The sequence below is a fragment of the Brevibacterium sediminis genome (assembly GCF_013623905.1).
Classification (GTDB): domain Bacteria; phylum Actinomycetota; class Actinomycetes; order Actinomycetales; family Brevibacteriaceae; genus Brevibacterium; species Brevibacterium sediminis.
This window is the reverse complement of sequence record NZ_JABKDD010000012.1, coordinates 46,384-70,970: the sequence shown is the minus strand read 5'-3', so window position 1 is coordinate 70,970 and position 24,587 is coordinate 46,384. Positions and strand designations below refer to the sequence as shown.

The following is a 24,587-nucleotide window of genomic DNA, read 5'->3' as shown; positions in this document are numbered from 1 at the left end:
GAGCGTGAAGGCTGAGCCCCTCAGGCGAGGTCGATGGCGAAGGCGGTCAGCGACTTCAGACCGCCATTCCGACGCACTTCGGCCACGGAGACGAGGGCGTCATCGCAGATGACGGCGACCTCTCGGTTCCCCGCGTCGCCGGCGTCGGAGCCTATATGCCAGTCACCAGCCTCAACGATCTTGCCCTGCATGAGGGCGCGGGCCCGCTCGGCATCGACGGTGACGACGGGCAGGAGGGTGCGGGCCGCCTCGGCGAGGGAGATGAGGCTGGGCGCGGGGAGGTCGAGGTCCTCGGGCAGGGTCACGGCCTGGTCGATGTGGAAATCGCCGACGCGCGTCCGCCTGAGCGCGGTGAGATGGCCGAAGACGCCGAGGTCGGTGCCGATATCGCGGGCCAGGGCGCGCACATAGGTGCCCGACGAGCAGTCGACTTCGACATCGACGTCGATATGCCCGTCCTCGGCGGCGAAGCGGATGTCGATGATCTCGAAGGCCGATACCTCGACACGACGGGCCTTGAGTTCGACGTTCTCACCGGCACGGACGCGGGCGTAGGAGCGCTTGCCGTCGACCTTGATCGCCGAGACGGCGCTGGGCACCTGATCGATGGGGCCGCGCAGCTTGGCCACGGCGGCCTCGATGGCCGCAGCGTCGACACGAGCGAGATCGGACGGATCGGCGAAGCGATCGGGCTCGGAATCGGCATCATCGGTCGGCGTCGATGCCCCCAGGCGAATGGTGGCGAAGTAGGTCTTCGAGACCCCGGTGATGTAGGTGAGCAGCTTGGTGCCGCGGCCGAGGCCGAGCACGAGGACGCCCGTGGCCATCGGGTCGAGAGTGCCGGCGTGGCCGACCTTCTTCGTCCCGAACCAACGGCGGATGCGGGAGACCACGCCGTGGGAGCTCAGTCCCTGCGGTTTGTCGCAGACAAGGACGCCCTGTGGGGAAGTATCGCTCACTGGGTGTGCGATCAGTTGAAGGACGCGTGCACGTGGTCGAAGTGGTTGGCGGTCGCGTCTCCGCGGTCCTCCATGCCCTTCCAGCCCTGTCCGGGCATCCAGATGCGCTGCTTCCAGATGACGTACTTGACGTTGAGGGCGCTCTGGTTCTGGATGAGGTATTCGGCGATGCGGTCGCCGGTGGATCCGGTGATCATGATGTCGACGGCTTCACCGGTGTTGTGATCCGAACCGGTGCCGGGGCGACGTCCGCCGAAGGTCTTGACCTCGGGGAACTTCGCGCAGACAGCACGGTAGCCGTTGACGGCGTTCGGCAGCAGGCCGGACTCGATCGAGGAGGACACGCTGCACGGCGGTGCCGAGGTGTCCGAGGAGGTGCCTTCGCCGGAGGACTTCTCATCGGAAGACTTCTCATCGGAGGACGAATCGTCGCTCTTCTCCTCAGCAGCCGAGGATTCCGCGGTCGGCTTGGGCTTCGGCGGAGCCTTGACCTCGAGATCGGTCTTCGAGGTCTTGTTCTTGTACTTCGGGTCGTCCTTGACCTTCTCCAGGTACTCTTCGCCGGCCTTCTTGCGTTCGGCGTCGAGTTCTTTCTGACTCGGGGTCGAGGCAGTGGTCGACTCCTCGGGGGTCGTCGATGCGGCCTCGGTGGTGACGTTGCCGGACTCGGGCGGACCCATGACGACGGTCGAACCGACGACGGCGGCGGTCGCGGCTGCAGGAACGGCGATCGCGGCGACGACGGGACGCTGCTTGACGGTCGCCAGCACGGAAGTCGCCGAGGACGGCGCATTCGCTGCGCGTCGGCCTGCGGGGCGCTTGCCGGGAGTCAGGTCCCGGATCAGCTGCTTCGCGAACGACGGCTTCGGTGAGGAGTGCTTACCCAATGCAGAATTCCCTTAACAGAGTCGTAATCATTTCGTTACCGCAAAAAGTCTACGACATCTCGGAAAGATAACAAAACTGTTACGAGAACTTTTTTCGTGACGTGACGAAGCTCAAATCGGACCCGGAACGGCCGTTCCGCCGCTCTCCACCCGATGACCAGGCGCGATGCAGTCTGTTCGCTGGAATGCGACGATCACTCCTCGTCGGCGTCGTCGGCCTTCTTGTACGGGTCGGATTCACCTGCATGCTGCGCGTTCTTGGCCAACCCGGCGACTCGAGCGTCGTCGGCGGCGGCCTGAGCGAGCAGTCCGTCGAGACGGGCGGCCGCCTCGGGGACGGCATCGGCGATGAATTCGAGGCTCGGGGTCAGACGGATCGTCAGCCCCTTGCCGACCTCGGAGCGGATGAAGCCCTTGGCCGATTCGAGGGCATGACTGGTGCCGACGAGATCCTGGTCGTCGCCGTAGACGGTGTAGAAGATGGTGGCGTGCTGCAGATCGCCGGTCACGCGAACATCGGTGACGGTGACGAAGCCGAGGCGGGGATCCTTGAGCTTGCGCTCGATGGTGCTGGCGACGATGACCTTGATCTGGTCGGCGATCTTGCGGGCCCGTGTCGAGTCTGCCATGGTGTGTGTCCTTCTGTTCGGGGCCGGAACAACTCTTCCGACCCAATATTAGCTGTGCAATCGAACCGGCTCCGGCCGGTCCCCCGTTCGGGGGCCGACCGGAGCCGTCGACTCACGATGTGAGTCCCATCCTCCTCGCCTGCGCTGCTGCGCTGTCGAATCAGCGGGTGGAACTCGCTGTGCGACCGATCAGTCGCGCGGCTTCTCTTGCATCTCGAAGGTCTCGATGATGTCGCCGACGCGCAGGTCGTTGAACTTGCCGAGTCCGATACCGCACTCGTAGCCCTCGCGGACCTCGGTCGCATCGTCCTTGAACCGGCGCAGCGATTCGATGTGGACGTTGTCGCCGATGACGATTCCGTCGCGGGTGACGCGAGCGGTCGAGTTCCGCTTGATGAGGCCGTCGCGGACGATCGAACCGGCGATGTTGCCGAACTTCGAGGAGCGGAAGACCTCGCGGATCTCCGCGGTACCGGTCTGGACCTCTTCGTACTCGGGCTTGAGCATGCCCTTGAGCGAGGACTCGATGTCGTCGATCGCCTGGTAGATGACCGAGTAGTAGCGGACGTCGACGCCTTCGCGGTCTGCCAGGTCGCGAGCCTTCGCTTCCGGACGGACGTTGAAGCCGAGGACGATCGCGTTGTCGACCGTGGCCAGGTTGATGTCGTTCTCCGTGATCGCACCGACGCCGCGGTGGATGATCCGCAGGTCGACGTCGTCGCCCACATCGATCTTGAGCAGCGAATCCTCGAGCGCTTCGACAGCACCGGAGACGTCACCCTTGAGGATGAGGTTGAGCATGTCGACCTTGCCCTCAGCCAGAGCCTTCGTGAAGTCCTCAAGGCTGATGCGCTTGCGACCGCGGGCCTGAGCGGCGTTGCGCTCGATGGCGTCACGCTTCTCAGCGATCTGACGGGCCGTGCGGTCGTCATCGGTGGAGATGAACGAGTCACCGGCACGCGGGACGGACGACAGGCCGAGCACCTGCACGGGGCGGGAGGGCCCTGCCTCCTCGACGACGTTTCCGTTCTCGTCGAACATCGCACGCACACGTCCGTAGGCGGTGCCGCAGACGATGGCGTCGCCCTGACGCAGGGTGCCGGACTCGACGAGGACGGTGGCAACCGCACCGCGGCCCTTGTCGAGCTTGGCTTCGATCGCGATGCCGCGAGCGGACTTGTCGGGGTTCGCCCGCAGGTCCAGGGCCGCATCGGTGGTCAGCAGAACGGATTCGAGCAGCTGGTCGATGCCCTCGCGCTTGAGCGCGGAGATCGGCACGAACATGGTCTCGCCGCCGTATTCTTCGGCCACGAGGTTGTATTCGGTCAGCTGCTGCATGACCTTGGCGGGGTTGGCGCCTTCCTTGTCGATCTTGTTCACGGCCACGACGATCGGCACATCGGCCGCCTGAGCGTGGTTGAGAGCTTCGATCGTCTGCGGCATGACGCCGTCGTCGGCGGCGACCACGAGGATCGCGAGGTCCGTCGACTTCGCACCACGGGCACGCATGGCGGTGAACGCCTCGTGACCGGGGGTGTCGAGGAAGGTGATCTTGCGGTCTTCTCCCTCGTGCTCGACCTCGGCCTGGTAGGCACCGATGTGCTGGGTGATTCCGCCGGCTTCGCGGGAAGCGACATTGGCCGAGCGGATCGCGTCGAGCAGCTTGGTCTTACCGTGGTCGACGTGACCCATGACGGTGACGACCGGCGGACGTGCCTGCAGGTCCTCGTCATCCTCTTCTGCGGCTTCGGCATCGAGGTCGATGTCGAAGGTCTCCAGCAGCTCACGATCTTCGTCTTCGGGCGAGACGATCTCGATCTTGTAGCCGAGCTCTTCGCCGAGGACCTCGAAGGTCGCCTCGTCGAGGGACTGGGTGATCGTGGCCATCTCACCGAGGTGGAAGAGCACGGTCACGAGGTTCGTCGGATCGGTATTGATCTTCTCGGCGAAGTCGGCCAGCGAGGAGCCGCGACGCAGACGCAGCGGCGTGTTGCCGTCTCCGCGCGGAACGGTGACGCCACCGACCGAGGGAGCCTGCATCTGTTCGAGCTCTGCGCGCTTCGCCCGCTTCGACTTGCGTCCCTTCTGACGGGGACCGCCGCCGCGGCCGAATGCACCCTGCGTGCTTCCGCGACCGCGACCTGAACCGCGACCACCGGGACCGCCGCCGGGTCCACGACGAGGACCGCCGGGAGCGCCGCCCGGGGCACCGGGTGCGCCGCCGCCTGGGGCGTTTCCGCGTCCGCCGCCGCGACCGCGGCCGGGAGCGGGCTTGTTCAGTGCCGAGTTCTTCAGCATCGACGGGTTCGGGCGTGGTGCGCCCGGGCGAGGTGCCGGACGGGGACCGCCCGAGGATTCCTCACCGGATCCGCGCTGCTTCTGGCCGGGCTTCGGCATTCCCTGCGAAGGCGCAAACGGATTGTTTCCGGGGCGTCCGCCCTGGCCACCCTGACCGCCTTGACCGCCCTGGCCCGCACGACCGCCGGGCTTGGGTCCGCGACCGGGCTTCGGCATTCCCTGCGAGGAAGCGAAGGGGTTGTTTCCGGGACGCGCGGCACCACGACCGCCGGGCTTCCCGGCAGCACCCGGCTTGGGAGCGCCGGGCTTCGGGGCACCGGGCTTGGGTGCGGCAGCCGGCTTCGGGGCACCGGGCTTCGGCGCCGAGGAGGCAGCCGGCTTGGCAGCGGGAGCCTCGGTCGATTCGGCTGCCTCCGGGGCAGCCGGGGTCGCCGGCTTGGCGGCAGGCTTCGGTGCGGACTTCGCAGCGGGGGCGGCATCCTCGGCGGGGGCCGATTTCGCCGCACCGGCGGACTTCGCAGCACCCGGCTTGGCGGCCGACTTCGCGGCGGGCTTGGGTGCGGGCTTCGCACCGGGTTTCGGGGCTCCGGGCTTCGCGGCCGGCTTGGCGGCCTTCTTCGCGCCGGTGGACTTCTCACCATCAGCGGAAGAGGAATCGGCGAATGCCTCCTTCACGCGGCGCACGACGGGCGCTTCGAGCGTCGAAGAGGCGGAGCGAACGAATTCGCCCATGTCCTGGAGCTTTTCGAGGACGTTCTTACTTGTTGTGCCGAGCTCTTTCGCGAGCTCATGGACACGGGGCTTTGCCACAGTTCTCCTGTCCGGGTTCTTTCCCGGTCAGGAAAGAACCTCATCAATGAAGAGCAGTACTCATTTCACTGCTCTCTCGAATTCCGTTTGGGTGTCATCGTGCGACACTCACAACTTGTCATCCATTCGGCTACCCGTTCTCTTTGGGTTCGGTGTCCGGCCTCGGGAGGTCCGAGGCGGTGATCTTCGTTCGAAAGGATCGAGCGAAGGCGGCAGTGGTCAGGGCCTTGTCCAGGCACTTCGCATCAGGATGCACCCACGCACCACGTCCCGGCAGTGTCGCTGACACATCGCGGACGACGGCGGGGTGCTGATCGGGGCGGAACACGAAGCGTGTCAGCTCGTCCCGACCGGCCTTCTGCCTACAGGCGATGCACGTCCTTACGGGTCCATCACCAACATTCACAATGAATGATTCTACAGCACCGGCACCCGGGCTCGCGCCAAGGGGGCCAGTGGTGCGAATCACTGCACGAGGCTATTCGCCTGCGACGATGTCGATCTTCCAGCCGGTGAGCTTGGCTGCCAGGCGGGCGTTCTGCCCTTCCTTGCCGATGGCCAGGGACAGCTGGTCGTTGGGGACGACTGCGCGGGATTCCTGAGCGGCGGCGTCGAGGATCTCGACGCTCTTGGCCTTGGCCGGGGACAAGGCGTGTGCGATGAACTTCGCCGGGTCGTCGGAGTAGTCGACGATGTCGATCTTCTCCTGGCCGAGTTCGTTCATCACCGCACGCACACGGGAGCCGAGTTCGCCGATGCACGATCCCTTCGCGTTGACTCCCGGCTTCGTGGCGCGCACGGCGAGCTTCGTGCGGTGGCCGGCTTCGCGGGCCAGGGACACGATCTCGACAGTGCCGTCGGCGATCTCCGGAGCCTCATGGGCGAAGAGTCGGCGCACGAGGTTCGGGTGGGTGCGGGAGACGGTGACCGAGGTGCCCTTCGTGCCCTTGTGCACGTCGGCGATGTAGACGCGCAGTCGGGTGCCGTGGGCGTAGGTCTCGCCGGGGACCTGTTCGTGCGGGGGCAGCACGGCTTCGACGTCTCCGATGTCGACCTGGACCATCTGCGGGTCGCGGCCCTGCTGGATGATGCCCGAGACGATCTCGCCCTCACGGCCCTTGAATGTGCCCAGCAGCGTCTCGTCCTCGACATCGCGCAGCCGCTGGTGGATGACCTGCCGAGCGGTCTGGGCGGCGATGCGGCCGAAGCCGGTGGGAGTGTCGTCGAACTCGCCGATCGGGTTGTCGTCGTTGTCGAATTCCACGGCGAGGATGCGCACCTCGCCGGTGGACTTGTCGAGTTCGGCACGGGCGTCGGGCCAGGCCCCTTCGGTCTTCTGGTAGGCGAGGAAGAGCGCCTGTTCGATGAGTTCGATGAGGGTTTCCAGCGGAATCTCACGCTCTCGTTCGATGACGCGCAGAACATTGAGGTCGATGTCCATGTCTAAGTCCTCTCTCGCTCAACCGAGCATTGAATTGTCTGTGTTCACTTATGCAGGCGTAACAGTCTATCCCAGTCCGCGCCCGCACTCTGTCTGCGAAGGGGCCGCCGCACTGCCGGAGGTACGTGAGGTTCGCCTCAGCGGAACTTCAACTCCACCTGGGCCTTGCGGATCTCGCCGAGGTCGACCGTCTTCGACTCCTTGCGCTGGGGGTCCGTGCCCGTGATCGAACTCTCCCCCACCTCGGCGAGGTCGAGCTTGAAGGTGTCCTTCTTCGTCGTGATCTCCAGGCGACGGCCGATGACGCGTCGGAAGTGGCGTGGGGTCTCGAGCTTCCGGGTCGCGCCGGGGCTCGTGACCTCGAGCTGGTACGGCTTGTCCCGGAAGATTTCGACCTCGTCGAGGGCGTCGCCGACGATCTTCGTCGATTCGGCGATCTTCTCCATCGACATCGGATCGGAGCTCGATTCGTCGAGGTCGACGACGACGGTCAACGTGCGCCGCGGACCGGCCGCCACCGCTTTGACGGTCTCGAGGTGGAATCCCGCATCCTGCAGGGGCGGGGCGAGCAGGCCCTTGATCCGCTCGACGTCTTCGTCCATTTCTCCTCCATATCCTTGTGCGTCCCCTTCACCGAGGCGGGGCGAGGGGGGCCGGCGCACCGTGCACGTGTGCGACCGCCGTGTTCTCCCCCACCCTAAGCGACAGCCGCCGTCGAGGTTAAGCCTTCGGCGGGGTTCTGCCGGGTGCGCGTCTCATTCTGCGGTCGGGCGGGCGACGGTCGGTGCCCCTCGGCGATGGCGGGGCATCCGATAGGATTGCCGTATGCATTTTCCCGTCAGTCGCCGCGGCCTGTTGACTGCCGGCGTCGGCGGGTTGAGTCTGAGCCTGCTCACCGCCTGCGGCCTGCGACTCGATCAAGATCCCAAGATCCCCACTCTTGATGCGACTCAGCAGCTGCGCAATCGTCTGGCCCGCACCTTGGACTCCGCTTCTCCCGGCGCCGGTGATCCCGAAACCGCGGGTGAGGACCTTACTGACTTCGCTGCGGCGATCGGTCCCGAATGGAACCCGCCGACCGAATTCGCCACCGAGGCACCTCCGACAGAGAAGAACCGCACCTTCGTCCAAGCCGCCGAGGTGGCTTCCCGCGCCGTCTTCGAAGCCTCAGCGTCCTTAGGTTCGGACCTTATTCCCGTCCTGGCCGATGTGGCCACGGGTCTGGCTCTGGTCGCTGGGACGAAGAACCCGGAGATCATCACCACCGCCGACGAACTCATCCGCGCCGGCCGTGAGGAACTCGACCAGAACAGGGACGGCGGCGATGATGCGACAGCGCCACCCAGTGCCACCGGTGGGGCCGACGCGGATGCCGGGACGAACGACTCCGGAAGCCAGGATCCGAAGGGTCGGGCGGAGATGTTCAACGCGATCCTCAATCAGTCGCGGGCTGCCGCTTACGGCTTTGAACGGCTGGCCGTGAACTTCGATTCGAAGTCGCGTGAACGCAAAGCCACCCTGGCCAGGCTCGAATCCTTGGGTGCCCTGTCCGGGGAGATGCTCGAACGCCTCGGTGAGGACGCAGCCGATCCGGCCGCCTCGGCGTGGAAGCTCGATCCCACCCCGACGGATGCGGACTCCGCGAAGGAGTTGGCGCTGTCGTTGGAAGACGGCATCGCTTCCGCGCTTCTGCCCTGGTTGGAGGCGGACGCCTCGGCGATTCTCCGGCTCTGGGAATCGGCCCGGAACCGGATGGTCTTCGCCGCTCCGCAGCCGCTGCGTTTCACCTATGACGAACCCGGGCAGGCGGAGGTGCAGGAGTGAAGGTCCCACCGGTTCTCTACCGCGCGACTCGCGAGATCATCGGCGATTATCGCACCGATTCGTGGGTCGCCGCGCTCGACTATATGGCAAACGAACTCCTCGATCGGTGGAAGCTGCGCTTCGACGATGTGCCGGGGGCGCCGTGGGCCGGGTGCGAGTCCTTGGTGATTCCGGTGCTCACTCAGGAGAACTATCAGGGGGTGCTGCGGTTCGCGGCTCCCACCTCGGCACATACGGCCGCGCATGCGCAGGTGCTGCGGGCGCTGAAGATGTGGAACGGGCACGGGGCGGTGCGGGTCATCCGGGATGATCGCAGCTTCCGGGTCACTCTGCAGGAGCGGCTGCGCACGAAGGACAATCTGTCCGTGCTGCCACTGGCCGATGTGCCTCCGGTGTGGGGTGCGCTGCAGCGGTCCTTGGAGATTCCGGCGACCTCGGAGTTCCTGCGGGTCCAGGATGTCGTGGCCGGGTGGCTGAATTCGTTCGATGCCGATGCCGCGCTGTTGACCGGGTGGTCGGAGGCGGGCCCTCACGATTCTCTGCTGCTGTCGTTCGCCCGCAATTGGATGCAGACTCTGGCGTCCTCGGATGAGAACTGGCTCATCCATGCCGATCTGCACTACTACAACATCCTCGCCGGCAATCCCGACCCGACGGGCATCTCGACGTGGAAGGCCATCGATCCGCAGCCTTTGGCCGGTCCGACCGCATACACCTTGGCCCCGGTGCTGTGGAACCGCCTCGCCGAGATCCCCTCGGATCATCCGCAGGCGCAGGCGGCGTGGCTGCGTGGTTTCGCCACGGACCTAGCGCTGTGCGCCGGGGTCGATCCGCAGTACGGGATGGGGGCGACCGTGGCACGGGAGATCACGAACATGTTCTGGTATCTGCGCGCGGCCTCCGGCGGGTCGAATTCGAGCCTGGCCGATGCTGCCCGCTCCCTGTGGGTGGCCCGCGCGCTGTCCGGCGCCGATGTCGCCGGAGTCAACGCCCACGCCCTCAAACCCATCGGCTAACCCCTTATTACTACCTGACGGCGGCCCAGATACCTCGCGCGAGGTTGCTGGGCCGCCGTCAGGTAGCAATTAGTGGATGAGGGTGGAGATGAAGTCGAAGCCGAGTTTGAGGATCAGAGCGGAGACGACGATGACGAAGACGACGCGGACGAACCCGGAGCCCTTCGCCAGCGCGGTGCGCGCACCGAAGATCCCGCCGGTGACATTGCCGGCGGCCATGATCACGCCCAGCAGCCAGACGACCTGACCGTCGGGGATGAAGTAGACGAGCGCCCCGAAGTTCGTCGCCCAGTTGATCACCTTCGCCGTGGCCGAGGCCTGTAGGAACGAGAATCCGATGATCGAGACGAAGGCGATGACGAGGAACGATCCCGTCCCCGGCCCGAGCACTCCGTCGTAGACGCCGATGACGAGCCCGATCAGCCACGACAGGGCATGGTGGCGTTTCGACGTTTCCCCGAACCGCAGCGTGGCATCGGCGCCGAGGCTCGGGTTGAGCACCGTGAAGATCCCGACCCCGATAAGCGCGAGCAGAATGATCGGGGTGAAAGCGTCGCTGGGCACCAAGGTCGCGAGTTTCGCCCCGAGCACGGCACCCAAGAACGCCGAGGCCGCGGCCGGAATCGTCGCCGACCGGTCCGGGGTGATCTTGCGCAGATAGGTGACCGCCGAGGCGGTCGTGCCCGCAATCGACCCGATCTTATTCGTCGCGACCGCCTGCACGGGGCTCATCCCCGGCACGAGCAGCAGCGCGGGCAGCTGGATCAGCCCGCCCCCGCCGACGACGGCATCGATCCACCCGGCCAGAACTCCCGCGGCGAGCAGCCACAGGACCATCGTCCAGGTGACATCGATTCCTCCGGCGAGAGCTTCGAACACCGAGGCGGCTCAGGCGTTCTGGTCGGCGCTGATCGCCGCGTCGGCTGCGGCTGCAGCCTTCGCGTACGCCTCACGCACACGTGCCACGGTGGCAGGAACCACCTCGGCGACGGGCTGGTCGGACTTCTCCCCGGCCAGACGGTCGCGGACCTCGACGACGCCATCGGCCAGACCGCGGCCGACGACGATGACGGTGGGAATGCCGATGAGCTCGGCATCGGCGAACTTGAATCCGGGCGAAACCTTATTGCGGTCATCGAGCAGGACGCTGATGCCTTCGGCCTCGAGTTCGGTCGTCATCTTCTCGGCGGCTTGAGCGATCTCCTCACCCTTGCCGGCGACGATGATGTGCACATCGGCCGGGGCCAGGTGCTGGGGCCACAGGAGGCCGTCCTCGGAATGGTATTCCTCGGCGATGCAGGCCATGACGCGGGTGACGCCGAGACCGTAGGAGCCCATGGTCACGGTCGTCGCCTTGCCGTTCTGGTCGAGCACCTTGAGGTCGAGGGACTCGGCGTACTTGCGGCCGAGCTTGAAGATCTGACCGATCTCGACACCGCGGGCCAGCTCCAGCGGACCGGAGCCGTCCGGTGCCGGATCGCCGAGGACGACCTGGGCGGCTTCGATGGTGCCGTCGGCAGTGAAGTCCCGTCCGGCGACGAGGTCGAAGACGTGGCGTCCGGGCTCATTGGCTCCAGTGATCCAGCGGGTGCCGTCGACGACGCGAGGGTCGAGGAGGTAGCGGATCTTCGAGGGCGATTCGAGGCCGAGAACCGGCGCGTCGAGGGAGTTGCCGGGTCCGATGTAACCCTTGACGAGCTCCGAATGGGCGGCGAGATCCTCAGCCGTCGCGGCTTCGAGGTCGACCTCACCGTCGCCGAGCATTCCGGTGCCGGCGGCCCGGTCGAGGTCGACTTCGCGGTCGCCGGGCAGGCCGATGACGATGATCTCGCGGGTGCCGTCGGGGTGGGTGACGGCGCAGACGACGTTCTTCAGTGTGTCTGCGGCCGTCCACTCACGATCGGAGCGCGGGTGCGAGGCGTTTGCGGCTGCCACGAGGGTCTCGATGGTCGGGGTGTCGGGGGTGTCCTCGACATGCGCGGCCGGCGACTGCGAGTAGGGAATCGCCTCGGGGACGATCGAGGTCACGGCCTCGACGTTTGCGGCATATCCGCCGGGCGACTTCACGAACGTGTCCTCCCCGACCTCGGAGGGGTAGATGAACTCCTCTGTCCCGGAGCCGCCCATGGCACCCGGGGTCGCCTTGACCGGCAGGCACGGCAGGCCGAGGCGGGCGAAGGCCCGCAGATAGGCCACGCGCATGGCCTCGTAGGAGGCGTCGAGTCCGGCGTCGTCGATGTCGAAGGAGTAGGCGTCCTTCATGATGAATTCGCGTCCGCGCAGCAGTCCGGCCCGAGGGCGAGCCTCGTCGCGGTATTTGGTCTGGATCTGGTAGATCGACAGCGGCAGGTCTTTGTACGAGGAGTAGAGGTCCTTGACCAGAAGGGTGAAGACCTCCTCATGCGTGGGGGCGAGGATGTAGTCGTTTTCGCGGCGGTCCTTGAGATGGAAGAGGTCGGGACCGAAGGCCTCCCAACGGCCGGACTTCTTGTACGGATCGGCGGGCAGCAGGCCCGGGAAGTGGACCTCTTGGGAGCCGGCGAGCGCCATCTCTTCGCGCACGATGGCTTCGATCTTGCCGAGCACGGCCAGTCCCAGCGGCAGCCACGTGTAGATTCCCGGTGCTGACCTGCGGATGTATCCGGCACGGTGGAGCAGTTTGTGGCTGGCCACCTCGGCGCCGACCGGGTCTTCCTTCTGGGTTCGCACGAACAGGGACGACATGCGCAGGGCCATGGGTAAATCTCCTCAACTTGTCAAGACTCAGATCGAACACTATCGCACGCGGGCGAGCCGGAGGGAATCGGAGCGGGCGCGGATTCGTCACCTGCGGGAAGAGAATTAGACTGGTGGCTGCAGCACCGAAGCCCGGCATCGGTCGGGGCCGTCCGGTCCCCGCCCGGTCCCCGCTGAAATGACGAGTCCGAACGATACGAAGAGCATGCCTGATCCCAGCCAACTCACGCAGTTCCCGCGGCCCTCGGTCGCGGTCGACACCGCGGTCCTCTGCCCCGTGCCCGGCCGTGGCCTGCATGTTCTCATGACCCATCCAGGAGATGGGGTGTGGCAGCTGCCCGGGTCGATCCTGCGTCCGCAGGAACGCCTCGCCGAGGCGGTCGCCCGCTGTCTGCGCGAAAAGGCTCGTTTGGTCGACCGCGCCCCCGTCCAGCTGCACGTGTTCGACCAACCCGACCGCGATGATCGCGGCTGGGTGATCTCCGTGGCCCACCTCGATGTTCTCTCCGCCTCCGATGTCGGACTCGCCGAGGAGGACGATCCCACCGAGGCGGCCGTGGCGGATGCTCCGGCGCAGGTGACGGAATCTTCCCCCGCCGAGGCGGTCCTCCCCGAGGCGGCCGACCCTGATCCTGCCGAATCGGATTCCGATCACCCGGACTCCCCCGTCCACAGGCGGAAGCTCGTGCCCGTCCACGATGTCGGCGAGCTCAGCGCCGAGCATCAGGAGATCGTGCGCGTGGCCGTGCACCGACTGCGGGCGTTCCACGAACGCACCCCGGATCCCTTCGGGCTCCTGGAGAAGGAGTTCTCGCTGCGGCAGCTGCGCGAGCTCCACGAGATCGTCGCCGGGGAGAGCCTCCAGGCAGATACGTTCCGCCGCACCATGCTGCCGCTGCTCGATCCCACCGGGGAGGCCGTCAGCCAGGGGCGAGGGCGTCCCGCGCAGACTTTCACCCGGCGCTCGGCACTGGCGCTGCGCGCCGACTCCCGGATACAGGACCCCGATGGTGCCGATGCGGGGATGCCCTCGTCCGGCACGAATTTCTCGGACGGTCATCGCTGATGACCGAGATCAACCGCGATGCCGGAAAGCACATGCGCGTCGACGTGTGGCTGTGGACGACGCGGATGTTCAAGACCCGCAATCTCGCCACTCAGGCCTGCCGCGGCGGGCATGTGCAGGTCGACGGTCAGCGCGTCAAGGCCGCGCAGAAGGTGAGCATCGGCCAAGAGGTGCGTGTGCGCAAGGCCGGGTCCGAATTCATCTGGAAGATCACCGGTTTCATCCCCACGAGGATGCAGGCCTCCATCGCCGTCCAGTGCTATGAGGACCTCACTCCCCCGCCCGATCCGGCACTGCGCGGATTCGTGCCCCGGCGAGACAAAGGGCTGGGGCGTCCGACGAAGAAGGACCGCCGGGAGATGGAGAAGTTCCTCGGCGATATGGCCAAACCTCAGTCGCGCAACCGCCGCGACTGATCCGCCGACCGCTCAGTACATGACGGTGGCGAAGGTGCCGACCTGTTCGAAGCCGACGCGGGCATACATGCGCAGCGCCGTCTCGTTGTAGTCATTGGCATACAGGCTCACCGTGGAATGGCCTTTGTCACGCGTGCGCTGGACGACCGCGGCCATGCCCGCTGCCCCCAGACCCTGATTGCGCACTGCGGGATGGACCCATACTCCTTGAACTTGGACGATGCGGCGGGCACGGATGCCGATATCGGCCTTGAACAGCACCTGTTCGTCCTGCTCTTCGGCCGGCCACCGCGGCACCGCACCGCCTTGGGGCAGGGTGGAGGAGATCCGGGCGTAGCAGTTCTTGCCGCGGATGATCCCGCGCACCCGCGCCAGGTACCCGGCGGTGCCGTCCTCGATCGGTGAGAATCCGACCTCTTTGGTGAACATGTCCACACTGGCGGGAAACACCGCACCGAGGTCATCGAGGGTCACCCGGTGCACATGCTCATCGGGAGTGACCAGCGGATCCGAGCTGATGGCCAACAGCGGCTGCCGTTCACGCACTCCACGCGCTCGGCCCCAATTGAGTCGCTGCTGCAGGTCGAGGATGACGGACCGGCTGCCGATGAGTGAGCAGGACACGCGACCGTCGGCATTGAGTTTGCGAGCGAGCACCTCATTCGTCGCCGGAGTCGCTGCGACCGGGATGATGTTGCCGCCCACCCAGTAGGCGGCGACGGGCCGGTCACCATCGAAGATTCCGTACAGCGTGCCTGCCGGGGAGCCCAGACGGGCGGTGCCCGTGACTTCGAGCAGGGAGATGAGGTAGACGTTCTCGCAGGGGTTGCGCGCAAGCAGGTCCGTCAGCCACCGGGTGTGCTGATGTTCCAGTCGTGCGATCCTCAGCGCCATGTGCCCCTGAACTCTTTCTCAGCCGTCAGCATGGGCCAACGACTGGACCATGAAACTCTTCGTCCTCACAAGGTATCGCACCTAGCCGACGGTCACTTCAGGCGGCCCCGACGCAGCGCCCGATGGCTGCCCCGCGGCCTCCTCGGCGATGCGGTTGGCCTCATGGATGAGCGTCTCGACGATCTCGGATTCGGGCACGGTTCGGATGACCTCGCCCTTGACGAAGATCTGGCCCTTGCCGTTGCCGCTGGCCACGCCGAGGTCGGCGTCGCGGGCCTCACCAGGGCCGTTGACGACGCAGCCCATGACGGCCACCCGCAGCGGCACCTCCATGCCTTCGAGTCCGGCGGTGACGCGTTCGGCCAGCGTGTACACGTCGACCTGCGCGCGCCCACAGGACGGGCAGGAGACGATCTCGAGCTTTCGGGGCCGCAGGTTGAGGGATTCGAGGATCTGGTTGCCGACCTTGACCTCCTCGGCGGGAGGCGCGGACAGGGAGACTCGGATGGTGTCTCCGATGCCCTCGGCCAACAGGTGTCCGAAGGCGGTGGCGGATTTGATCGTGCCCTGGAAGGCGGGCCCCGCCTCGGTGACGCCGAGATGGAGCGGCCAATCGCCGCGCTCGGCGAGCAGCTCATAGGCGCGGACCATGATCACCGGGTCATGGTGTTTGACGGAGATCTTGAAGTCATAGAATCCGTGTTCTTCGAACAGGGAGGCCTCCCACAGCGCGGATTCGACGAGCGCCTCAGGCGTGGCCTTGCCGTATTTCTCCATCAGCCGTTTGTCCAGGGACCCGGCGTTGACGCCGATGCGGATGGACACGCCCGCCTCGGCGGCGGCCTTCGAGATCTCCTTGACCTGGTCGTCGAACTTGCGGATGTTGCCGGGGTTGACGCGCACTCCCGCACAGCCGGCGTCGATGGCGGCGAAGACGTATTTGGGTTGGAAGTGGATATCGGCGATGACAGGGATCTGGGATTTGCCGGCGATGATCGGCAGAGCCGCGGCATCGTCGGCGGTGGGACAGGCCACGCGCACGATATCGCAGCCGGCGGCGGTGAGTTCGGCGATCTGCTGCAGGGTCCCGTTGATGTCCGTCGTCTGTGTCGTCGTCATCGACTGCACGCTCACCGGGGACTCGGATCCGACCCCCACTTTTCCGACATTGATCTGCCTCGTCTTCCTTCGCGGAGCGAGCACGGGAGGCGGCGGTGCGGGCATTCCGAGATTGACCGATGTCACGAAGGATCCCTTCAGTCAGGCTGTTGACCAGCCACAATGTCCGAGCCGGCGCCGATGCGGGACCCGGATTGTGCGAACCATCACCATTGTAGGACCTCCCACTGACACAGAACTGTCCGTCCACGGGGCATACCCCGAACAGTCCACCGGCGCACCCCGGGCGGCCCCCGCGCGACCTCGACTTCGCCCGCACCACGCCACGGCCCACTTGTCCCGATCCGGTGTCACCGGCTGACGGTAGTGTGAGGGTGACCTGACGTCTGCGCGAAGGAGCAGCCCTGTGAGCACACCCGGATTCGTCGAACCCGATGTCGAGGCGGTGACTGCGGCTCTCGAGGCCGCAGCACAGAAGCTCGACGACCAGGGTGGATCTCTGGCATGGGGAATCTTTCGCCGAGGCGGCCCCGCCCGAACCGTGAACGGCGACGTTCCGTACCGGATCGCTTCGATGACGAAGTCCTTCACCGCCGCAGCCATCGGGCTCCTCGCCGCCGACGGACTCGATCTCGACGCTCCCTTCGGCGCCCTGCTCCCGGAACTGACCGATACGGCCATCGCCGACCGCACCTGCCGGCAGGCGTTGACGATGAGCACCGGTTTCACCAAGGACGACCCGTGGGCGGACCGGATGGAGGCGATGACTCCGGCCGAGCTCACCGACTGGCTGCACCGCGGCGCCATCGCCTGCGCGCCCGCCGACACCGGCTATGAGTATTCGAACCTCGGCTATGCGCTTCTCGGCATGGTCGCCGAGGCGGTCACAGGCAGGGCTTTCACCGAACTCGTGTCCACTGAGATCTTCGATCCCCTGAAGCTCACGCGCACCGGTTTCGACCACACGGACTTCCCGGACCTGGCGACCGGGTTCCGCGTCGACCTGGGCGGCGGCCTCCACCCGGCCGAACTCACCGGCCCAGGAGTCTTCTCCCCCATCGGCGGGGTCATCTCCACGGTGAACGACATCGGCACATGGATGGACGCGCATCTCGATGCCCTCGAACGCATGGACTCCTATGCCTCCGGCTCCTGGTCGCGGATACTGACCGACAACCAGCAGCCACGACGGATCATGGAGGTCCAGACGAGCGACCACCATGCGGAGACACTCAGCTACGGATACGGTCTCGAGACTCGTCTGGACACGCGATTCGGCCGCGTCGTCTGCCATTCCGGCGGTTACCCAGGATACGGCTCACATATGCGTTGGTTCCCCGATCTGGGGCTCAGCCTCGTCGTGCTCGGCAATACGACCTATTACCCGGCGCAGCGCGTCGTCCAGGACGCGCTCGACCTCGGTTGGGCGGCGGCCACGGGACGACAGGGCACCCGGCTGGAACGTCGGGCCACCTCGGCGCCGGTGCCCCGTTATCCCGCCGCCCAACCCCAGATCGATGCCGTGATGGCTGCGGCGAACCTCGTCAACGACTTCGACGACACCGTCGCCGAGGCGATCTTCTCCATGAACATGGACCTCGACGAACCCCGCGAAGAGAGGCGGGAGCGCTTCGCGCGGTGGCGGGCGGAGAAGCAGATCGACCGTCCTCTCACCGAGGCGGACCTCGAGATGGTCTCCCCGTTGCGCGGAGTGGTCACAGTGCCGGGCACAGCAGATGAGAACGCCACGATCACGGTCGGCCTCAATCACCTCGGCGAGGTGCAGACGATCACCCTCAGTTCCTGAGTTCGATATCCCGCGGCGGCCCGTGAACCCACTCGCCCGGGCGACCCATGAGCCTGCCCGAGCGACCCGGCCTAACCGCCGGAGTTGAAGATCGCGTCGAGGGTGATGGGTTTGACGAGGTCGACGTAGACGAGCAGCGCCGTCATGCACAGCATCAGCCCGATGCACACGTACGTCAGCGGCAGCAGCTTCGCAGTGTCGAAGGGGCCGACCAGTCCGCGGCCGCGCCACCGGTTGATGCGGCGGCGCGCACCTTCGTAGAGACCCACGGCGATGTGTCCGCCGTCGAGGGGCAGCAGCGGGATCATGTTGAACGCGAAGAGGAAGATGTTGAGCGAGCCGAGCATGCCCAGTCCCATCTGTGCCTTGTCGACGACGTCGATCTGGTCGGTGGACACGATCTCGCCGGCGATGCGGCCGACGCCGACCATGCCGACGAGTCCTTCGGCGTCGCGGTCCTTCGTGCCGACGGCCACTTCGCCGATATCGACGAGTTTGACCGGCAGGGTGATGATCGCGTGGAAGACTCCGGAGACTTGGTCCCACACGGCGCCGGGGAATTCCTCGAGCGGCAGGGACTGACGTTCTTGAACTGGTCCGACGCCGAAGAATCCTTGGGTCTCGGTCTGCGGAGTTCCGTCCGGGTTGAGCACGGCCTTGCCGGTGTCGTCGACCTTCGGCCGTTCGGTGGCGATGATCGGCACGGTCACCGTTTGGGCCTGACCATCGCGGATGAAGTCGACATCGACGCGTTCGCCTGCATGTTCCTTGATGACCGAGGACAGCTGGTCCCAGTCCTTCGTCTCGACGCCGGCGATCGAGGTGATCTCGTCACCCGGTTTGATCCCAGCCTCCCAGGCAGGGGTGAGCTGATCGTCGGGACGGCAGGTGTTCTGCTCCGAGGCGGGACGCTGCTGCGCTTCGGAGGCGGGCACCGCACATTCGACGACAGTCTGGACGGTCGTCGTCGGAGTGACCACACCAATGCCCAGCAGCGAGATCCCCATGATGAGGATGCCCAGGACGAGATTGACGAAGGGACCGGAGAACATGACGACGAGGCGTTTGGGCACGCTGAGCGCATAGAACGTCCGGTGCTCCTCCCCCGGCGCGATCTCCTGGTTCGAGAACTCCCGGGCATCGGCCATCGTGTCTTCGAACAGCCGCCCCTTCCGCTTCTTGCGGTCCCGGCGCAGCGGAGCGGCATCACCGTCATCCGTCCCCTCGCCGAGGCGGCCCGAGGTTTCGCTGCCCGTCGAGTCGAGTGCAGCGCCCGGTTCGCCGAGGCGGCCCGACGTGCCGTCGATCCCGCCGTCGACGCCGGCGGCAGTGCCGCCCTTCTGCGCAGCGGCGGCGGTCTCATAGCGGGACTTCGTCGCTTCCTCGGGCGGATACATTCCCGGCATCGCGATGAACCCACCGAGGGGGAACGCTTTGATGCCGTACTCGGTCTCACCGCGGCGGAAGGAGAACAGGGTCGGTCCGAAGCCGACCATATAGTGCGTGACTTTCACCCCGAACTTCTTCGCCGGGGTGAGGTGGCCGAGTTCGTGCAGCGCAATCGAGATCGAGATGCCGATGAGGAACAGGATGATCCCGACAATGTAGAGCACAACTGTCATCGGCGGCCCCCGTTCTGTTCAGCGACGTCGGCGCGAGCGAAGTCCCTGGCCCAGGCGTCGGCGGCCAGCACGGTCTCCACCGTGTGTTCGGCCGCAGGTTCGTGGGCGGCCAGAGCTCGGGACAGGCCTTTGTCGATTCCGGTGAAGGCGATGTCTCCGGCGATGAATGCGGCGACGAGTTCCTCATTGGCAGCGTTGAGCACAGCCGGGTAGCTGCGGCCTTTCTTACCGGCGTCGATAGCCAGACCGAGCGCAGGAAAGGCGAGATGGTTGACCGGCTCGAACGACCAGTGCATGGGCTGGCCCCAATTGTGCGGAACGGCCCTCGAAGTCAGTCGCTTCGTCGTTCCATCGTCCTGGGTGCCCAGCGCATAGGAGATCGGCAGGCGCATATCCGGTGGGGAGATCTGCGCGATCGTCGAGGCATCGGCGAACTCGACCATCGAATGGATCTGCGACTGAGGATGCACGACGACTTCGATGTGGTCGAAGTCGATGTCGAAGAGCAGGTGGGCTTCGATGACTTCGAGGCCCTTGTTGACCAGGGTCGCAGAGTTGATGGTGATCATCGACCCCATCGACCAGGTGGGATGGTTGAGCGCCTGGGCGGGGGTGACTCGACGCAGGGCATCACGGGTCATGCCCCGGAAGGGACCGCCCGACGCGGTGATGATGAGCTTGCTGACTTCACCGTGCGTGCCGGCGCGCAGCGCCTGGGCGATGGCGGAGTGCTCACTGTCGACCGGCACCAGGCGGGCCCCGGAGGCACGAGCGGCGTCGAGGACGATGGACCCGCCGATGATGAGGGATTCCTTGTTCGCCAGGGCCACGTCCGTGCCGCGTTCGAGGGCGGCCAGGGTCGCGCCGAGACCGGCGGCACCGGTGATCGCGTTGAGGACCATATCGGCGGCCAAGCCCGCGACCGCCTCGGCGGCATCGTCCCCGAGGTGGATGGCTTCGACAGGATCGGCGGTCCCCCGCTGGGCAGCCAGCTCGGTCAGTCGCGCACGCACCTCGGCCTCACCTCCGGCGGGTGGGGTCGTGAGCCCGATGACGGGGACGTGGAAATCGAGGGCCTGCTCGAGCAGAAGGTCGAGCTGGGACCCCGCGGCCAAGCCGATGATCGCGTGCTCGTCCCGGTGTTCGGCGAGGACATCAAGGGCCTGGGTGCCGACCGAACCAGTTGAGCCGACTACAATGAAACCACGTTTACTCACGCCAACCGATGATGCCAAAGTTCTCTGGGAAATGACTCGACACGGACACGTGTGTCGCCTAGCGGAACCTAGTCATCTGTAGTGCTTCGGGACACCGACCTTCCACCGGGTTCCGGTAAAACTGTGAATGAAGACAATCAATGGCGAAAGAGATGGATATGAGCAAGACGCTGAGCCCCGACGACATTCTTGGACTGGATTCGGTCTTCGAATCCGACGACCTCGAATTCGCATCGATCGTGAAGAAATGGCTGGACGAGAACGTCCGGGAGAAGATCGGCGACTACTTCCTCGACGCCACCATCCCCGCCCGGGAACTGGCCGAAGGACTCGGCGAGCTCGGGCTGCTCGGCATGCACCTCGACGGCTACGGCTGCGGCGGTTCGACGGCGACTCAGTACGGACTGGCCTGCCGCGAACTCGAAGCCGTCGACTCCGGTCTGCGCTCCCTCGTCTCCGTGCAGGGCTCGCTGGCGATGTTCGCCATCCACCACTGGGGATCGGAAGCACAGAAGGAAGAATGGCTGCCGAAGATGGCCGCCGGCAAGGCCATCGGCTGCTTCGGGCTGACCGAACCCGATGTCGGATCCGACCCGTCGGGGATGAAGACGACCGCGAAGAAGGACGGATCCGACTGGATCCTCAACGGCGCGAAGATGTGGATCACGAACTCCCCGGTCTCCGATGTCATGGTCGTGTGGGCCAAGACCGAAGAGGTCGACGACAAGGGCAAGAACGTCGTCCGCGGCTTCGTCGTCCCCTCGAACACCGAGGGTGTGCAGACCCCGGAGATCCACCGCAAGATCTCGCTGCGTGCGTCGATCACCGGTGAGATCGTCCTCGACAACGTCCGCCTGCCCGAGGATGCGATGCTGCCGAAGGCCAAGGGACTCAAGGGCCCCCTGTCCTGCCTGTCCGAGGCCCGCTACGGCATCGTCTTCGGTGTCACCGGTGCAGCCCGAGACGCGCTGCTCTCCGCACTGGAGTACACCGGCACCCGTGTCCAGTTCGATCGCCCGCTGGCGTCGTTCCAGATCACGCAGCAGAAGCTGGCGAAGGCCTTCGGCCAGTACTCGCAGATCACTCTGCTCGCCGCTCACCTGGGCAAGCTCAAGGACTCCGAGAAGGGTGTCCGTCCCGAGCAGATCAGCCTGGGCAAGATGGTCAACGTCGATACCGCGATGAACGTGTGCCGTGACCTGCGCGCCCTGTTCGGCGGGTCGGGCATCACGAGCGAGTACCCGCCGCTGCGTCACGCGGTCAACCTCGAGACAGTGCTCACCTACGAAGGCACACACGAGGTGCACCAGCTGACCCTGGGTCGGACGATGACCGGAATCAACGCCTTCGCGAACTGAAACCAGTGAGCAGGGCACCCGCCCTCCGCTGAACACAGTCAGCGCCCGCCGATCCTGCTGAGGTTCGGCGGGCGTGCTGTATCTGCAGTCACCGGCTGGTTCAAAGTGCTGACGCACAGACTTCGCGCCCCGCGCCCGCACTTCGAACCAGTCGGTACGCAGCCGGCCGGCTGAAATCACTCGATTTCAGCCGGCCGTTGTCAGTTTCCACGACGCAGTTCGAGCACGACCGTCTGGTCATCCTCGCCGAGGTGGCTCCGGGCTTCCAGCCCCTGCTCGGCTGCGAACCCGGTGGCCCCTGCAATCTGACCTCGCCCGAGCTCGATGAGCAGCACACCGTCCGGGGCCAGCCAGTCCAACGACTCCGTGATGAGTCGACGGACAAGGTCGAGTCCGTCGGAGCCGCCGAAGAGTGCGCTGCTCGGTTCGAAGTCGAGGGCCTCATGCGGCAGAAAATCGGCTGCCGTTTCAGGAACGTACGGCGGCACGGCAGCGATAACTGAGATCGACCGCCGCAGCGTGTCGGGCAGTCCGTGGAGGCAGTCGAGGACATGCCCCGACACGGTAGTGCCGGACTCATTTGCCTGTTCGGACCCGCCGGCCTGCGTAGACTCCCCCGCGTGCGCTGAGTCCCCCGACTGGATGCAGCGTTCGACATTCTCCACCGCACACCGCACGGCCTCCGCCTGAGCATCGCCGACGTGGATCACCACCCCCGGCACCAAGGAGGCCACCACTGAGGCGACCGGGCCGACTCCGCTGAACGCTTCGAGCACAACGGGCCGGTCAGCAACAGAGTTTGAGCATGCGATGGTCCTGGCCCCATTTCCCTGTGGGTCCAGCATCCGTCGGGTCACCGCGACTGCGTGAGCCGCAAGCAGAGCAGTCCGCTGCCGCGGCACAAACACTCCGGGACGCACGCTCAGTCGCAGACCCGCGACATCAACCCAGCCGACGATCTGCTCGAGGGGTTCACCGGCCACGCGACGTGCAACGAGCTCATCGAGTTTCGGCACAGAGCCAGCTGCAGACTCCAGCAGGATCGCTTCCTCGTCCTCGGCGAAGACACAGCCGGCCGCGCGCAGAGCAGCCGCCGTCTCAGCCGAACGCGGATCAGCAGGCCGCGGGTCCGCGGAAGCCGGAACGTCGACACCATCGTCGGCGTCGAAGCCCCCATGCGTCCAGGGCTCAGGAAGCAGAGAGAACCTCGGTGCGGTACCATTCGAGGCTCGTACCCGCCTCAAGATCACCGTCGTCGGTGAGCAGCAGAGTGCGCTGCGGGTCGAGCGGCACTACTGCGGCGAATTCGACGCGGGAGTCGCGCATCGCCTGGTCGAGGTTCGCGGTCTCGGAGCCGATCGTCACTCCGACGCCTTCGAAGCGCGACCGGGTGACCCGCACGGAGGCACGCCCCGGCTCGACCGGTTCGTCTTCGATGGCGTGGAGAACCACTAAGTCTGAGGCAGAGTCAGACGGAGCTCCTGCTCGCAGATCCACGACGAGCCCGATCCGGGCGGCAGCAAGAACACCGAGCGCCCGCGCCAACGGCGGGACATCCTCGGCGAAGGTGAGCCGGGCACCGGATTCCGGAACCACGCCCATGGCACGGAGCACTCCGGCGAGCTTCGAACTGCGGTCGAGCACCTCGGCGCGGTCGAGCTCGACGGGAACGGACAGGGCCTTGACCAGGCGGGGATCCGTGACTTCCCGGCCGTCGACGAGCGGTTTCTCCGGAGCGGGTCCGGTCAGCACGATGTCTTCGGCCTTGCCCATCGCGATCGGAAAGTCGAGGAGTTCGTAAACCGGGTTGAGCGTGCCGGGATCGGCCGCGGTCGGGACCGCGAAGTAGTGGAAATCAGTCAACGGAGGCCATCACTTCGACGACGCGGTCGATGAACGCATCGACCTGGTCCTCGTTGTACGCCTTCTTGCCTTTTGCGGTCTTGAACAGCACGCGGCGGACCTGGTCGACGCTCATCGCCACGCCCTGAGTGAAGTACGAGTTGACCTTGTCGCACATGTCGTCGACCTGGGTGATGTCGTAGCCGATGACTCCGGGAGGAGGATTGTCGAAGCGCTCACCGGGTTCACGGACCAGTCGACCCCGTAGCGACGCGGCCACACGGGTGAGCTCGGAGACCCAGGCGTCCTGCCCGGACTGCGCGATCAGACGGTCTCGGGCCTGCTTGGCGAATGCATCTTCGAGACGGTCGAGCGCGGCGTCGACGACGGCGACGTGGTAGCCCTTGCGGACGAGATCGAAACCGACCGTGCGCACCGCCCGGGAGTCGAGGTCGCCGGGCTGCGGCGTCGGCCGTTCGAAGGACTCACGTGCACGCTTGAAGAAGCTGTCGACCTGCCTGGGGTCGTATCCGTTCTTCCAACCGGACATTCGAGGGAAAGTCGTGTCCGCCATGTCTCCTCCAGAAGCGAGTGGCTGTGGTGTTTCCACCATAATAGATGGAAGCCGCAGCAATTGCGTTGCCGC

22 protein-coding genes are annotated in these 24,587 nt (G+C 65.9%); 6 read left to right on the top strand and 16 right to left on the bottom strand.

The window, feature by feature from the left end; genetic code table 11:
• Positions 1-20 precede the first annotated feature (20 nt).
• The 7 genes from truB to rimP all read right to left on the bottom strand — a co-directional run bounded on the left by truB (position 21) and on the right by rimP (position 7,626).
• Positions 21-959, bottom strand: coding sequence for a tRNA pseudouridine(55) synthase TruB (gene truB / locus HK108_RS14575; RefSeq protein ID WP_181272034.1), 939 nt, complete (start codon positions 957-959; stop codon positions 21-23).
• An 11-nt stretch (positions 960-970) separates the two neighbouring features.
• Positions 971-1,846 (bottom strand): VldE C-terminal domain-containing protein, encoded by an 876-nt coding sequence (locus HK108_RS14570; RefSeq protein ID WP_139468785.1) that lies wholly within the window; start codon positions 1,844-1,846, stop codon positions 971-973.
• Between the two features lie 194 nt (positions 1,847-2,040).
• Positions 2,041-2,475, bottom strand: a complete 435-nt coding sequence (rbfA, locus tag HK108_RS14565) for a 30S ribosome-binding factor RbfA (RefSeq protein WP_181272033.1) — start codon at positions 2,473-2,475, stop codon at positions 2,041-2,043.
• Between the two features lie 189 nt (positions 2,476-2,664).
• Positions 2,665-5,583, bottom strand: a complete 2,919-nt coding sequence (infB, locus tag HK108_RS14560; protein WP_139468787.1) for a translation initiation factor IF-2 — start codon at positions 5,581-5,583, stop codon at positions 2,665-2,667.
• Positions 5,584-5,713: 130 nt separating this feature from the next.
• Positions 5,714-5,989 (bottom strand): YlxR family protein, encoded by a 276-nt coding sequence (locus HK108_RS14555; RefSeq protein WP_101547294.1) that lies wholly within the window; start codon positions 5,987-5,989, stop codon positions 5,714-5,716.
• A 72-nt stretch (positions 5,990-6,061) separates the two neighbouring features.
• Positions 6,062-7,024 (bottom strand): transcription termination factor NusA, encoded by a 963-nt coding sequence (gene nusA, locus HK108_RS14550; protein WP_172174327.1) that lies wholly within the window; start codon positions 7,022-7,024, stop codon positions 6,062-6,064.
• Between the two features lie 137 nt (positions 7,025-7,161).
• A complete protein-coding gene (rimP, locus tag HK108_RS14545) occupies positions 7,162-7,626 on the bottom strand; it encodes a ribosome maturation factor RimP (RefSeq protein WP_139468788.1) in 465 nt (154 codons plus the stop codon).
• 223 nt (positions 7,627-7,849) lie between these two features.
• Between rimP and HK108_RS14540 the strand changes: the two genes are divergently transcribed.
• Together HK108_RS14540 and HK108_RS14535 are read left to right on the top strand one after the other, a co-directional pair.
• A complete protein-coding gene (locus HK108_RS14540; protein WP_139468789.1) occupies positions 7,850-8,848 on the top strand; it encodes a hypothetical protein in 999 nt (332 codons plus the stop codon).
• The gene (locus HK108_RS14535) at positions 8,845-9,864 is read left to right on the top strand and encodes an aminoglycoside phosphotransferase family protein (RefSeq protein ID WP_139468790.1); all 1,020 of its coding nucleotides are present in this window, start codon (positions 8,845-8,847) and stop codon (positions 9,862-9,864) included. The genes HK108_RS14540 and HK108_RS14535 overlap by 4 nt, the downstream gene beginning before the upstream one ends.
• 69 nt (positions 9,865-9,933) lie before the next feature.
• Here HK108_RS14535 and HK108_RS14530 read toward each other — a convergent pair whose 3' ends face one another.
• Both HK108_RS14530 and HK108_RS14525 read right to left on the bottom strand, forming a co-directional pair.
• Positions 9,934-10,743, bottom strand: a complete 810-nt coding sequence (locus HK108_RS14530) for a TSUP family transporter (RefSeq protein ID WP_229664181.1) — start codon at positions 10,741-10,743, stop codon at positions 9,934-9,936.
• A 9-nt stretch (positions 10,744-10,752) separates the two neighbouring features.
• Positions 10,753-12,600, bottom strand: coding sequence for a proline--tRNA ligase (locus HK108_RS14525; RefSeq protein WP_139468791.1), 1,848 nt, complete (start codon positions 12,598-12,600; stop codon positions 10,753-10,755).
• A gap of 205 nt (positions 12,601-12,805) precedes the next feature.
• Here HK108_RS14525 and HK108_RS14520 point away from each other — a divergent pair, with 205 nt between their 5' ends.
• Positions 12,806-13,666, top strand: coding sequence for an NUDIX hydrolase (locus HK108_RS14520; protein WP_229664182.1), 861 nt, complete (start codon positions 12,806-12,808; stop codon positions 13,664-13,666).
• On the top strand, positions 13,666-14,082 hold the full coding sequence (locus tag HK108_RS14515) for an RNA-binding S4 domain-containing protein (RefSeq protein WP_139468792.1): 417 nt from the start codon (positions 13,666-13,668) through the stop codon (positions 14,080-14,082). The genes HK108_RS14520 and HK108_RS14515 overlap by 1 nt, the downstream gene beginning before the upstream one ends.
• A gap of 12 nt (positions 14,083-14,094) precedes the next feature.
• Here the strand turns inward: HK108_RS14515 and HK108_RS14510 are convergent, their stop codons facing one another.
• Positions 14,095-14,976, bottom strand: coding sequence for a GNAT family N-acetyltransferase (locus HK108_RS14510; protein ID WP_139908433.1), 882 nt, complete (start codon positions 14,974-14,976; stop codon positions 14,095-14,097).
• A gap of 81 nt (positions 14,977-15,057) precedes the next feature.
• The gene (gene ispG, locus HK108_RS14505) at positions 15,058-16,221 is read right to left on the bottom strand and encodes a flavodoxin-dependent (E)-4-hydroxy-3-methylbut-2-enyl-diphosphate synthase (RefSeq protein WP_139468794.1); all 1,164 of its coding nucleotides are present in this window, start codon (positions 16,219-16,221) and stop codon (positions 15,058-15,060) included.
• Positions 16,222-16,501: 280 nt separating this feature from the next.
• On the opposite strand from ispG, the gene HK108_RS14500 reads away from it, so the two are divergent.
• Entirely contained in the window at positions 16,502-17,902 is a 1,401-nt protein-coding gene (locus HK108_RS14500) for a serine hydrolase domain-containing protein (RefSeq protein WP_181272032.1), read from the top strand.
• Between the two features lie 71 nt (positions 17,903-17,973).
• Here HK108_RS14500 and HK108_RS14495 read toward each other — a convergent pair whose 3' ends face one another.
• Positions 17,974-19,524, bottom strand: a complete 1,551-nt coding sequence (locus HK108_RS14495) for a M50 family metallopeptidase (protein ID WP_181272031.1) — start codon at positions 19,522-19,524, stop codon at positions 17,974-17,976.
• Positions 19,521-20,741, bottom strand: coding sequence for a 1-deoxy-D-xylulose-5-phosphate reductoisomerase (dxr, locus tag HK108_RS14490; RefSeq protein WP_181272030.1), 1,221 nt, complete (start codon positions 20,739-20,741; stop codon positions 19,521-19,523). The genes HK108_RS14495 and dxr overlap by 4 nt, the downstream gene beginning before the upstream one ends.
• A 158-nt stretch (positions 20,742-20,899) precedes the next feature.
• Between dxr and HK108_RS14485 the strand changes: the two genes are divergently transcribed.
• The gene (locus tag HK108_RS14485) at positions 20,900-22,099 is read left to right on the top strand and encodes an acyl-CoA dehydrogenase family protein (protein WP_092017334.1); all 1,200 of its coding nucleotides are present in this window, start codon (positions 20,900-20,902) and stop codon (positions 22,097-22,099) included.
• A 200-nt stretch (positions 22,100-22,299) separates the two neighbouring features.
• Here the strand turns inward: HK108_RS14485 and HK108_RS14480 are convergent, their stop codons facing one another.
• Genes HK108_RS14480 through HK108_RS14470 form a run of 3 tightly spaced genes read right to left on the bottom strand, consistent with a single transcriptional unit; the run spans position 22,300 to position 24,515 of the window.
• Positions 22,300-23,343 (bottom strand): class I SAM-dependent methyltransferase, encoded by a 1,044-nt coding sequence (locus HK108_RS14480; protein ID WP_229664183.1) that lies wholly within the window; start codon positions 23,341-23,343, stop codon positions 22,300-22,302.
• Entirely contained in the window at positions 23,288-23,962 is a 675-nt protein-coding gene (locus HK108_RS14475) for a hypothetical protein (protein ID WP_181272029.1), read from the bottom strand. Before HK108_RS14475 ends, HK108_RS14480 begins: the two co-directional genes overlap by 56 nt.
• Entirely contained in the window at positions 23,955-24,515 is a 561-nt protein-coding gene (locus tag HK108_RS14470; protein WP_181272028.1) for a DivIVA domain-containing protein, read from the bottom strand. Before HK108_RS14470 ends, HK108_RS14475 begins: the two co-directional genes overlap by 8 nt.
• Between the last annotated feature and the right edge of the window lie 72 nt (positions 24,516-24,587).